This is a genomic window from Pseudomonas sp. ML2-2023-3 (assembly GCF_037055275.1).
In the GTDB taxonomy this organism is placed as follows: Bacteria; Pseudomonadota; Gammaproteobacteria; order Pseudomonadales; family Pseudomonadaceae; genus Aquipseudomonas.
On sequence record NZ_CP146343.1, the window covers coordinates 3,956,607 to 3,969,400 of the forward strand.

Here is a 12,794-nt window from a genome sequence, read left to right on the forward strand (position 1 = left end):
GGGTTTCCTCAGTGGGTCAGCCAAAGCGGGTCACGCTGCAGCACCGGCAGGCGCACACGGCGATTATCCATACTGGGCAGCGCAGCCAGCAGGCCACGGGTATAGGGGTGCTGGGCATTTTGCAGGTCGCAGGCAGCAAGAGACTCCACCACCCGCCCGGCATACATCACCAGCACACGGTCGCAGTAGTTGCGCACCAGATTCAGGTCGTGGCTGACAAAGATCAGTCCCATCTCCTGCTCCTCGACCAACTCCTCGAGCACGCTGAGTACCTGCTGGCGAACGGAAACATCAAGGGCGGAAGTCGGCTCGTCGGCGATGATCACTTCCGGTCGCGTGATGACCATCATCGCGATCATGATGCGTTGCCCCATGCCCCCGGACACTTCGTGGGGGTACAGGCCGTAGACCCTTTTTGGATCACGGATATGCACTTTTTCGAGCATTTCCATGACCCGTTCCCGGGCCTCGCTGCGGCTGGCCTTGTGATGGGCCAGGTAGGCTTCAGCGATCTGGTCGCCGACTTTGACCACCGGGTTCAACGAGTACTTGGGGTCTTGCATGACCATGGAAATGCGCTGCCCGCGAATCTTCTGCATGGCCTTTTCACTGGCACTGAGCAGATCGACTTCGCAGAATTGCAGGGTGTTGGCGGTGATCCGGGTGCTGCTCGGGTGCAACTTGAGCAGGCTGCGCCCGACCGTCGACTTGCCCGAACCGGACTCGCCGACAATGGCCAGCTTTTCCCGACCCAGGGTGAAGGACACATCGCGCACGGCATGGGTTTCTTTCTGGCCGTTGACGAAGCGCACATTGAGCCCTTCGACGACCAGTTTATGGGTGGACACGGTATTCGCAGACATAGGGCCTCCAGTTACTCGCTACGCGGATCGAGAATGTCCCGCAGGCCATCGCCCAACAGGTTGAATGCCAGGCTGACCAGCATGATCGCGGCCCCTGGAACAGCGACCAGCCACCAGCACTCGAGCATGTAGCGCCGACCCGTGGAGATCATCGCGCCCCACTCCGGCGACGGCGCCTGGGCCCCAAGCCCAAGGAAGCCCAGGGCGGCGGCCGTGAGGATGATCCCGGCCATGTTCATGGTCAGGCGGATGATCACCGACGACAGGCACATCGGCACGATGTGACGCAGGATGATCCGCGCAGGCGAAGCGCCTTGCAGCTCGACAGCGACCACAAAGTCGGCCTTGCGCAGGGACAGGGTTTCGGCCCGCGCCAGTCGTGCGATAGGCGGCCAGGATGTCAGTGCAATAGCGACCACCGCATGCTCCAGGCCAGGGCCCAGTGCCGCGATAAAGGCCAGTGCCAGTACCAGGCTTGGAAAGGAGATGAATATATCGGTCAGGCGCATGAACACCGTGTCGACGATGCCGCCGAAATAACCGGAGACGGTGCCGATAAACAGGCCGATGGGCCCGACGATCACCGTCACCAGGGTGATGATGTACAGGGTGATGCGCGAACCGTAGACCAGCCGGCTGAACACATCGCGGCCGTATTCATCGGTGCCGAACCAGTGGGCGGCACCCGGCGGCTGCAGGGCGTCGGCCAGGTTCTGCGCGACGGGGTCATGGGTGGCAATCCAGGGTGCGAACGTCGCCACCACAATCAGCAAGAGTGCGACCAGCAGCCCGGCCAGTGTCATGGGGTTGCGCAGCAGATGCCGCAGCACCCGCAGACCGTTCTTGCACAGGGCATCGAAGCTGGATGCCGGAGCATGGTGCAACGGCTGTTTGAGGCTGGAATCGGTAGAAGACATGGTGGGAATCATCGGCATGTTCTCGGATTGAAATCAGGTTCACCGGATACGCCCGCAGGCGCGTCCGGCAGCACTTCGCGGGTGAACACTCAGCGTTCCTTGTAGACCCCCAGATAACGGGTGGCCTCAGCGTCATCACCCGTAAACCCCTTGATATCGGAAGCGCTCACGACGGTGTCGGTCATCTGCGAAATCATCATGATCGGGCCCACTTCCTGGTCGTAGAGGTTCTGCGCCTGGTGGTACAGGCTCACCCGCTGGCTGGCGTCACGCTCCACCCCGGCCTTGTCGATCAGGCCATTGATCTGCGGGCTGAAAAACGAAGCACGCCAGCCCTGGAAATTCGGCAAGCCTGCGTCATCGCTGTTGTCGGGGTTGTAGACGAAGGTGCGCAAGCTGAAGTACGGATGCGGGTAACGCTCGGCGCCACGGGCGACGATGATGTCGAAGTTGCGCGCACGCATCGCGCCATACACCTGGTTGCCCGTACCGGTGACGATGCTGGCGTTGATCCCGCCTTCGGCCAGGGTTGATTGCAGGCGCGCAGCGATGTCAATAAAGGGTGGCTCGGACAAGGTGCGGATCGTGGTGGTGAAACCCTGGGGATACCCGGCTTCGGCCAGCAGTTTTTTCGCCGCCGCCACGTCCATGTGATACCCCGGATCCGGCAAGCGTGCTTCCAGGCTCAGTTGCATCGGTTGCTGGTTGAGCTTGCCGTAGTAAGGCATCACCTGCTCATCCAGGCCCTTGTAGTCGATGAGGTTGCGCACCGCTTCGCGGACCTTGGGTTTGGCAAACTCGGGCTGCTTCATGCTCATGGCCACGTAGTACATGGTGCCCCGGGGTAACGATTGCACCTGAAGCTTCGGTGAACCGTCGATGGCGCGAATGTCCGGCGCCGCCATGCCGTAGGCCAGGTCCAGATCCCCACGCTCAAGCATCAGGCGCAAGGACTGGGACTCGGTCATGTGCCGCACCACCACACGCTTGAGCTTGGCCGCGCCACCCCAGTAACCATCGAAGCGGGTCAACAACAGGGAGTCATTGGCGCTCCACTTGGTCAGCACGAAAGGCCCGCTGCCCGCTTCGTTGGTCACCAGCCAGCCTGCGCCCAGATCACCGTTCTTTTCATGGGCCAGGGCAGTCACGCGGTCCACCACCACGGCACTGGGCGAGATCGCCAGGGAGTCCACCAGCAGTTGCGGGTCCATGACCTGCGGCAGATCAATGACCAGGGTGTGGGCATCCGTGGCACGGATCAGCGACTGGATGTTGTCGACGTTGTAGCCGTAAGCCTTCCAGGTCGTGGCCAGGCCAAAGTTGAGTTTCATCACCCGGTACAGCGACCAGGCCACATCTTCGGCGGTCAGGGGATTGCCGGAGTGGAACTTCACGTCCTGACGCAAATGAAAGGTCACCTGCTTGCCATCTTCACTGACCTCCCAGCGCTCGGCCAATTGCGGCACGTGACGCTCGGGGTTGCCCTGGTCACGCTTGATCAGGGTGTCGTAGAGGTTGGCATTGACGCCCGAGGCGTCAAGGCCGGGCGCATTGGCCGGATCGATGGAGAACAGATTGACCATGCTCATGCCCACAATCAGCTGGTCGGCCGGGGTTTTGGCATTGACCGCGCCCGTCGCGCCCAACGCCAGAACAGCCGCCAGCAGACTCATATGCACTGTCGAAAATGCAGTCTTCATTCAAAATTCCTTCTTCTTATAGTTATTAAGGGGCTGACGTCGGATTAGCGGGTGCGCGGATCAAACACCTTGTACAAGGCATCACTGATCAGGTTGAGCGCGACGAAGATCAAGCCGATCACCAGTACACATCCCATCACGGCATTCATGTCGCCGAGCATCAGGCTGCTGGTCAGGTACTGGCCGAAACCGGGCCAGGCAAACACCATCTCGATCAATACCGCGCCTTCAAGCAGCGAGCCGTAAGCCAGGGCCACGACCGTCAGCAGTTGCACCAGGATGTTGCGAAAGGCATGCCCCCAGACCACCTGGCGCCGGGACAGACCCTTGACCCGCGCCGTAATGATGTATTCCTGGGAGAGCTGTTCGAGCATGAAGCTGCGTGTCATGCGGCTGATGTAGGCCACCGAGTTGAGGCCCAGGATCAGTGCAGGCAACAGGATGTGGCGCATGGCGCTGGCAAACGCATCCCAGTCCCGGGCCAGGCTGGTGTCGATCAGCAACAGCCCGGTCACTTCAGGCACCATGCCGTCGTAGGCCAGGTCGATGCGCCCTGCCCCACCCGCCCATCCAAGCCAGGCGTAGAACACCAGGAGGCCCATCATGCCCAGCCAGAAGATCGGCGTGGAGTAACCGAACAGTGTGATGACCCGGGCAATATGGTCCCCCATGCGCCCCTGGTTACTGGCAGCGCAGACCCCCAGCGGCAACCCGATCAGGACCCCGAACAGGATCGCCAGCGTTGCCAGTTCGATGGTTGCCGGGAAGACCCGCAGGATGTCTTCAAGCACCGGATGACCGGTTAACAGCGCGTTACCGAAATTGCCGTGCAGCAGGTCATTGAGGTACAGGCCGAACTGGGTCCAGATCGGCTTGTCCAGGCCCATTGCCCGGTAGACCTGGTCATAGGTGGAACTGTCCGCGTCCGGCCCGACCACCGCCAGGACCGGGTCCAGCGGCATGACCCGGCCAATGACGAACGTCAGAGCCAGCAGGCCGAGCAAGGTCACCAGGACCGTGCTGACCCGCCGGGCGGCGTTGGAAGTACGTGCTCCCAACACAGAGGCTGTCGAAACAAACATAGTGAACTCCTGATCTATCGGGCACCGGTGCACCAAGGACGCGGGCGTTTACCCGCGCCACTTTCAGCGATTTTTGTAGACGTCTTTGTAGCGCGTGGTCGCCGCCGTATGGCCCTGGAAATCAACCACATCGCCGTACACCAGCACCGTGTCAGTCATCTGCGAGACAGGCAGGATGGCGCCGACCTGCTGGTCGAGCTGCTCCTGAATCTCGCGGTACTGAGCCAGTTGCCTGGCGGCATCGGGCTCCACTTCGGCGCTTTCGATCAGGGTGTTCAGTTCAGGGCTGTAGAACGATGTACGCCAGCCCTGGAAGTTGCTGAGCTTGGCTTCATCGCGGTTGTCGGGGTTGTAGACCAGCGTGCGCAGGCTGGAATGGGGATGGCGTTCAGCACCGCCGCCGCCACGGCCGACGATGATGTCAAAGGACCTGTCGCGCATGGCGCCATAAACCTGGTTGCCGGTGCCGGTGATGATGCTGGCCTCGATCCCGGCCTGGGCCAGTGTCGATTGAAGGCTGGAGGCGATGTTGATAAACGGCGGCTCGGTCAGTACCCGGATAGAGGTCTTGAAGCCGTTGGGATAGCCCGCTTCGGCCAAGAGTTTCCTGGCTTGCTCGACGTTCAACCGGTAGCCCGGATCGGGCAGCCGTGCGGGAAGCCCCAAGGGCAAAGGCCGCTGATTGATCACGCCGTAGTGCGGCATCACGGTCTGGTTGATGCCCTGATAATCGATCAGCGAACGCACGGCCTGGCGAACCCGGGCATCGGCAAACATCGGCTGCTTCACGCTCAAGGCCACGTAGTAAAGCGTGCCGCGCTGCAGGCTCTGGGTACGAATATTGGGGTTTTTTTGCAGGGCCTGGATATCCGGGGCAGACATGCCTTTGGCGATATCCAGATCACCGCGCTCGATCATCAGCCGCAAGGACTGCGACTCGGTCATGTTGCGCATGACGATACGCTTGAGCTTGGCCGGGCCACCCCAATAGCCATCGAAACGGGTCATCAGAATCACGTCATTGGCGCGCCAGTCGTTGAGCACGAAGGCTCCGCTGCCAGCTGCGTGGGTCACCAGCCAGGCGGCGCCCATATCATTGTTCTTTTCGTGCTCCAGGACTTTTTTACGGTCCAGGATAAAGGCGCTGGGAGACGTCGCCAGCGTGTTGAGCACCAGCATCGGGTCGGTAGGCCGCGCCAGTTCAATCACAACGGTGTTGGGGTCAGTGGCGCGGATCAGGCGGTCAACGTTGTCGGCACTGAAACCGTATGCCTTCCAGGTCGAGGCCAGGGCCAGATTGAGTTTGAGTACCCGCTGCAGCGACCACACAACATCCTCGCTGCTTAAAGGATTGCCCGACTGGAACTTCACATCGGGGCGCAGGTTAAAGGTCAGGGTCTTGCGGTCATCGCTGACCTGCCAGCGTTCCGCCAGCGCGGGCAACAGGCGATCGGGCTGTGCCACGTCCTGCACCAGCAGCATGTCGTAGAGATTGGCATTGATCTCCGACACATCCAGGCCAGTGGCTGCCGCCGGATCCAGGGACAACAGGTTGATCATGCTCATGCCGACAATCAGCTGGTCGGCCGGGGTCTTGGCATAAGTCACAGGTACTGCAGTGACCGCCAGGGCCATCGCCAATACCCGCGCCCAAAGCAAAGGGGAAATGCTCATGGTGAGAGTGCCTTTCTTATAGTTATAGGGCGCTCGGACAACCCGGTTTTCACCGGGTTAGCCGGGTACACATCAGAAGCTTTTGAGCGTGTGGGTCTCGATGAAATCGAAATCGATTTCTTCGCCCAGCCCTGGCAAATCGGAGAGATGAACAAAGCCATCGCTGTCCATCGGATCCACCAGGCGCTTGAGATACGCGGGCACTTCGTCGTAATCCAGGTACGGGTGCAGCAACCCGCGCTCATACCAGGTGCAGTTCTTGATGGCCCCGACCACCGCCAGGTTGGCGGCACCGTTGCCGTGGATCTCGCAATCCATGCCGAACGACTCCGCCATGTGCGCAACCTTCAGGCACGGCGCAATACCACCGACCCCGGCCACGCCTGCGCGCAAAATATCGCACACGTCGTTCTTGACCCAACTGGCACGACTCAGGTGCTTGCCGCCCAGGCTTTCCGGGCCCAGCACCGGAATATCCAATTGCCCCGCCAACCAGGCGTAGGACTCTGCCGAGTCTTCCATCATGGGTTCTTCAAACCAGGCGAAATTCAGTTTTTCCAGTTCGCGGCCGATGTACAGCGCGTCAGTGCGGCTGTACCAGTGATAACCATCGAGCATCAGGGCGATGTCCGGCCCCACTGCCTCACGCACGGCGGCGCAGGCTTTGACATCCATACTCGGGCTCGGGGCGAAGGACACCGGCGGCATCCAGGTGTGCAGCTTGATCGCCTTGTAGCCACGCTCGACCAGCGTCTGGGCAAACCGGCCGTAATCTTCTGGCGTCGCCAGACCACCCGGTAATTCATCACCGCACATGGTTGAGCCATACGCAGGCACCTTGTCGCGGAAACCACCAATGAGTTTGTGCACCGGCACGCCCAGCTTGCGGCCTGCCCAATCCCACAACGCCTGCTCGACCAGTGCCAGTGCGCGGTCGGTCAACTGGCTGGCGCTGCCACGTTGCCAGTGCGCCAGCTCATGCCAGATCTTTTCGCGATCAAATGCGTTTTGCCCCACCAGCACTTTGCGCACAAAGCCATCGAGCACATACGGCCTGATCAATTCGGGAGCACCGAAGGCATACCCCTCGTTGCCGTCTTCGGTCTGGATCCGCAGCAGCGCCATTTGGGCCTGGGCGACATCACCGGGATGGGCATGGCCGGCGCTGTCCACAGCGCGGCGAGTGGGATAGGAAAAAACCTGGATGTTGACTGCGGTAATTCTCATGGACGTGGTTCGCCTTTTTATTTGGTGTGTATCAGAGCAATCGCCTGTCGAAATGATCATAAGTCATCGTATAACGATTGAAAAGACACTGATAAACATCCTTTAAAAATGCACGCCGCCCCTGAAAATCGCACGAAAGCCCCAATTTGCTGGGGCTTAAAGGACAACATCGAGATAACTCATCCAGCATGAAGGCTGCGTAAAACGCCGACATATGTAACAAGATGTTACCAAAGCACCTATAAGCCATAGACTCGTTACATGTCGTACGATAACGTATGTCGGCGCGCAAAATTTGATCCAGCCGTAGCAACTGATTGGTAGTAGCCGTTTCAAACGAACCCCAAAAAAAACAATAAAAGAAGGCCGTATGAACAACCCTCTACGTACGCTCGTTACCGTCGCGACCCTGTGCCTGCCCTTCTACGTCAGTGCCGATTCCGCCAGCATCAATTACCGGCACCAGATGACTGAGGAAGACAGCGCCCACGCCGACAGAATCAAGCTGGGCTACCGCATGGACAGTGGTCTGGGCTTTGAAGCAGAAATGAAATACCGCACGGCTGGCGATCGCAAAGACGTCGCCTACGACAACATGGTCAACAACGGCCATGAGTTCACCGTCAGCTACAACTACAAGTTGAGCCCGCAATCGACGCTGACACCGGCTTTCCAGATGGACAGTTCGAAGGACTCGACCTCTTACAAGTTCGGCCTCAAGTACAACTACAAAATCAACGACACCTTCTACGTCGCGACGCGCTATCGCATCGACATGAAGAAACTGGACCGTGATCAGGTCAACAGCGACATGCCCGACAACCTCAAGGACAACCAGGACACCCACCGTATCGAAGGCTGGCTGGGCTACACCCCGGCCAGCAAGTGGGCGCTTGAGTACCAGGCCATCTACTTCAAGACCAACTACATCCGCTACGACAACGAGAAGAGCGATTACGAGCAGAACCTGATCGTCAAATACAAGATCAACAAGCAGTGGGCGCCGTTCATGGAGGTGGGTGACGTCAAGGTCAGCTCAACTTCCGACGACCGTCAGGCGCGCTGGCGTCTTGGGGTCCAATACAACTTCATGTAATGCCAGGCAGGCCTGGCGTTCGCGCATCGTGCGCCAGGCAAGCCCCTGTTACCCAGACCTGAATACCCATCGATGGATGACCTGACCATGACAACACCGCTTGCTTCGAATAAACCCTTCAACCGTATTTTGCTGACCGGTGCCGCGGGTGGCCTGGGCCAGATACTCAGGGACACCTTGCAGGCCCACGCCACCACCGTTCGCCTCTCGGACATCAGCCCAATGGCGCCTAGCCGTGGTGAACATGAGGAAGTCATCACCTGCAACCTGGCCGACAAGGCCGCCATTACGGCGCTTGCCAAGGATGTCGACACGATTGTTCATTTGGGCGGGATTTCAGTCGAACGCCCCTTTGAAGAAATTCTCGAGGCCAATATTCGCGGCACCTTTCACATTTACGAGGCCGCACGCATCCACGGGATCAAGCGGATCGTCTTTGCCAGCTCCAACCACGTGACGGGTTTCTATCCCCAGGACACGCCGCTGGATGCCCACTCCCAACGCCGTCCCGACGGCTATTACGCGCTGTCCAAGTCTTACGGCGAAGACATGGCAACCTTCTACTTGCACCGGTATGGCATCGAGACGGTGAGCCTGCGTATTGGTTCTTCGTTTACCGCGCCCCGCAATACCCGAATGCTGTCGACCTGGCTCAGCTACTCCGACCTTGAACACCTGGTAGAGCGCGCCTTGCTGGCACACGACGTCGGCCACAGTGTGGTCTACGGTGTTTCCGACAACAGGGATGTGTGGTGGAGCAACCGCCATGCCTCGCACCTGGGCTTTGCGCCGCAGGACACTTCAGAACCGTTTCGCCCACAGTTCGAACAACAGCCCGAACTGGCGGCTGATGACCCAAACCGGCTGTATCAGGGCGGGGCCTTTGCGGTCGCCGGGCCTTTCGGCGAGTGAAGCGCCAGCACTCATCCCTTCAGGCTTGACTCATACGCCTTGCGCATACGCTCACGGCTGTTGGAGAGGTGCAGACGCATCGCCGCACGGGCCGCATCGGAGTCGCGGCGGACAATGGCCTTGTAAATATCCTCATGCTCGCGGCTCAACCGCTCCAGATACGGGCCCGCATCACTGGTATGGCGCGTTGAGTGCAGCCGGGTGCGCGGGATGATGCTGAGCCCCAGGTGCAACATGATGTCGGTGAAGTAACGATTACCCGTGGCCAACGCGATCTGCTGGTGAAACTGGAAGTCCGCAGACACGGCGTAATCGACACTGACTGCCGGTGAATTCAGGGCATCCAGCGAATCGCGCATCAGTTGCAGCTGTTGATCCGTTCGCCGCGAGCACGCCAGGCCTGCAGCCTCCACTTCCAGGCTGATGCGCAACTCAAGCACAGCCAGCACGTCGTGCAGCGTCACAATGCTGTCGGGGTCGATATAAAAACCGCTGGCGCTCGGGATGTCCCGCACAAAGGTGCCAATGCCATGCCGGGTTTCTACCAGCCCGCTGGCCTGCAATCGGGAAATAGCCTCGCGCACCACTGTACGGCTGACACCGTGTTCCTGCATGACCTGCGACTCGGTCGGCAGTTTTGCAGCACGTGCCAACTCACCCTCTCGAATCCGCCGGGAAAGCTCAGTAACCAGATCCTCGGCCAGGCTGCGATGCTTTTGGCGAGCTCGGGGTTGGACGTTCGGGTTGTCCATCAAGTGCCTTTACTTCTGCTGGCGAATGAACCGCCATCATAGCTCAAGCAGTTATACGACAACATGCCTAAGCACTGAGACCTGCTCCATCCGTGTCTTGCGCGGCCTTTTTTCCGCTGATAGGGTCTGCTGACAATACCTGCCCAAGCAGGAACACGAGGAAGCAAGCCATGCAGATTCAATCCCACAACACGGCGGACGTGGATCAGCAACTGGTGATTGCAGGCTGGCAGGAACACTACCAACAAATGTCGGCCGGGTATTTCCAGGGCAAGGTGGTGCACCTGCAACTCAACGGCATCGAGGTGTTTGAGGAGCAGATGAACACTCGCATCGAGCAGCATTTCCATGCACCCGCCGCCTCGCTGGTGTTCAGTTTTGACACGCAAAACGGCTCGCTCTATCTGCTCAACGAAGAAACCCAGAACACCTGGATCACCCCGGAAAACTACAAGGAAGTCTCGGTCGTCATCGGCCCCCGCTACCTCAGGCAACTGGAAAACCTGAGCAACCTCGACGGCCTGTTCCTCACGCCGCTGGTGTCCCAGCAAAGCCGCATTTTTGGCCGCTGGTTAAGCAGCACCTTGCAGCAACTGGCCGTCGATGATTCGCCGCTGCCCGACGAAAGCCTGGCCCAGCAACTGGTCGACGACTGCCTGTATATCCTCGACTGCCCGCGCCAGACCCTCGATCACAGCCAGCAAAAACACCTGGCCCATGACCGCCGCCTGATCCAGCGCGTATTCGACCTGGTCATGACCGCCCCGCAAGAACACTTCAACGTGCTGCAACTGGCCAATGCCGCCGGGGTGTCCGTGCGCCAGTTGCAACACAGTTTCACGTCCTTTACCGGCGTCTCGCCCAGCCAGTGGCAACGTTTGCGCCGACTGAATTTTGCCCGCCGCGACTTGCTGCGCCTTTGCCCCGCCCAAACCACCGTGGCAGAAATCGCCATGCGCTGGTCGTTCTGGCACCTGGGCCGGTTCTCGGAAACCTACCGCACACTGTTCGGCGAACTGCCCAGCAGCACCCTGTTGCGCCTCCGCTAGCGCACCAAAACAGGGCATGAATTAAAACGCAAATCGGATAGAAGCCTGCCGTCCCACGATTGCACTATCACCTCGCAACACGGAACTGAGCAGCCAGGGGGCGCTCAGGCATTTCCCTGCAAGAGGCGTTATGAAAGGCAATCTGGATCGACTGAGCCATTGGCTCAAAGAAAACAAAATCACTGAAGTCGAGTGCCTGATCTCTGATCTGAGCGGCATCGCCCGGGGCAAAATCTCTCCCACCAACAAGTTTCTCAACGAGCAAGGCATGCGCCTGCCAGAGAGTGTCTTGTTGCAGACAGTGACCGGCGATTACGTAGAAGACGATATCTACTACGAACTGCTGGACGCGGCGGATATCGACATGCACTGCCGCCCGGATCAGGACGCAGTGTTCATCGTGCCCTGGGCAACCGAACCCACGGCACAGGTCATTCACGACACCTATGACAAACAGGGCAATGCGATTGAACTGTCGCCGCGCAACCTGCTGAAAAAGGTCTTGAGCCTGTACACGGCGCGCGGCTGGAAACCGATTGTCGCCCCCGAAATGGAGTTCTACCTGACTCAGCGCAGCCCCGACCCTGACTATCCGCTGAAACCACCGGTGGGGCGCTCCGGCCGCCAGGAAACCGGGCGCCAGTCGTATTCGATTGAAGCCACCAACGAATTCGACCCGTTGTTTGAAGACATGTACGACTGGAGCGAAGCCCAGGGGCTGGATCTGGACACCCTGATCCACGAAGAAGGCACGGCGCAGATGGAGATCAACTTCCGTCACGGCGCGGCGCTGTCCCTGGCTGACCAGATCATTATTTTCAAGCGCACCATGCGCGAAGCGGCGCTCAAGCATGACGTGAGCGCAACCTTCATGGCCAAGCCCATGACCGGCGAGCCAGGCAGCGCGATGCACGTGCACCAGAGCGTGGTGGACCTGGAGACAGGCGAGTCGGTGTTCTCCAACCCCGATGGCAGCATGAGCGAGCTGTTTATGCACCACATCGGCGGCCTGCAAAAGTACATCCCCGAAACCCTGCCGCTGTTCGCCCCTAACGTGAATTCGTTCCGCCGTTTCCTTCCCGACACCTCGGCCCCGGTCAACGTCGAGTGGGGCGAAGAAAACCGCACCGTGGGCCTGCGCGTACCGGACTCGGATCCGCAAAACCGTCGTGTTGAAAACCGACTGGCCGGTGCCGATGCCAACCCTTACCTGGCCCTGGCCGCCAGCCTGCTCTGCGGTTACGCCGGGATGGTCGAAGGCATTGAACCGAGCGCGGCGGTCGTTGGCCGTGGCTATGAACGTCGCAACCTGCGCCTGCCCCTGACCCTGGAGGCCGCGCTGGAGTGCATGGAACAGTCGGATATGGCCAAGAAGTACCTTGGCGAGCGCTTCACCAAAGGCTTTGTGGCCGTCAAACGGGTCGAGCACGAGAACTACAAGCAGGTCATCAGCTCGTGGGAGCGGGAGTTCCTGCTGTTTAGCGTGTAGCACTCAACGCCTTCCAAAATGGACTCACAGAAA

Annotated in this window: 11 protein-coding genes; 4 read left to right on the forward strand and 7 right to left on the reverse strand. The window is 59.7% G+C overall.

Annotation, left to right across the window (positions count from 1 at the left end):
* Positions 1-8: 8 nt before the first annotated feature.
* From V6P94_RS18100 to V6P94_RS18125, 6 genes are all read right to left on the reverse strand, one after another.
* The gene (locus V6P94_RS18100; RefSeq protein WP_046808990.1) at positions 9-848 is read right to left on the reverse strand and encodes an ABC transporter ATP-binding protein; all 840 of its coding nucleotides are present in this window, start codon (positions 846-848) and stop codon (positions 9-11) included.
* A 26-nt stretch (positions 849-874) separates the two neighbouring features.
* Positions 875-1,792: an ABC transporter permease gene (locus tag V6P94_RS18105; protein WP_019829296.1), complete on the reverse strand. Its 918-nt coding sequence runs from the start codon at positions 1,790-1,792 to the stop codon at positions 875-877.
* A gap of 77 nt (positions 1,793-1,869) precedes the next feature.
* Positions 1,870-3,480: an ABC transporter substrate-binding protein gene (locus V6P94_RS18110; protein ID WP_326397733.1), complete on the reverse strand. Its 1,611-nt coding sequence runs from the start codon at positions 3,478-3,480 to the stop codon at positions 1,870-1,872.
* 44 nt (positions 3,481-3,524) lie between these two features.
* Positions 3,525-4,562, reverse strand: a complete 1,038-nt coding sequence (locus V6P94_RS18115) for an ABC transporter permease (RefSeq protein ID WP_019829288.1) — start codon at positions 4,560-4,562, stop codon at positions 3,525-3,527.
* A gap of 63 nt (positions 4,563-4,625) precedes the next feature.
* Positions 4,626-6,236: an ABC transporter substrate-binding protein gene (locus V6P94_RS18120; RefSeq protein WP_326397732.1), complete on the reverse strand. Its 1,611-nt coding sequence runs from the start codon at positions 6,234-6,236 to the stop codon at positions 4,626-4,628.
* 72 nt (positions 6,237-6,308) lie between these two features.
* Entirely contained in the window at positions 6,309-7,463 is a 1,155-nt protein-coding gene (locus V6P94_RS18125; RefSeq protein WP_338648008.1) for a mandelate racemase family protein, read from the reverse strand.
* Positions 7,464-7,833: 370 nt separating this feature from the next.
* Here V6P94_RS18125 and V6P94_RS18130 point away from each other — a divergent pair, with 370 nt between their 5' ends.
* On the forward strand, positions 7,834-8,559 hold the full coding sequence (locus tag V6P94_RS18130; protein ID WP_133077567.1) for an oligogalacturonate-specific porin KdgM family protein: 726 nt from the start codon (positions 7,834-7,836) through the stop codon (positions 8,557-8,559).
* Positions 8,560-8,646: 87 nt separating this feature from the next.
* A complete protein-coding gene (locus tag V6P94_RS18135; RefSeq protein ID WP_326397730.1) occupies positions 8,647-9,471 on the forward strand; it encodes an NAD(P)-dependent oxidoreductase in 825 nt (274 codons plus the stop codon).
* 11 nt (positions 9,472-9,482) lie between these two features.
* Here V6P94_RS18135 and V6P94_RS18140 read toward each other — a convergent pair whose 3' ends face one another.
* A complete protein-coding gene (locus tag V6P94_RS18140) occupies positions 9,483-10,223 on the reverse strand; it encodes a FadR/GntR family transcriptional regulator (RefSeq protein ID WP_133077565.1) in 741 nt (246 codons plus the stop codon).
* 170 nt (positions 10,224-10,393) lie between these two features.
* Here V6P94_RS18140 and V6P94_RS18145 point away from each other — a divergent pair, with 170 nt between their 5' ends.
* A complete protein-coding gene (locus V6P94_RS18145; protein ID WP_219261192.1) occupies positions 10,394-11,272 on the forward strand; it encodes a helix-turn-helix domain-containing protein in 879 nt (292 codons plus the stop codon).
* A 130-nt stretch (positions 11,273-11,402) separates the two neighbouring features.
* The gene (locus V6P94_RS18150; protein WP_048360915.1) at positions 11,403-12,761 is read left to right on the forward strand and encodes a glutamine synthetase family protein; all 1,359 of its coding nucleotides are present in this window, start codon (positions 11,403-11,405) and stop codon (positions 12,759-12,761) included.
* The last annotated feature ends 33 nt before the right edge of the window (positions 12,762-12,794 follow it).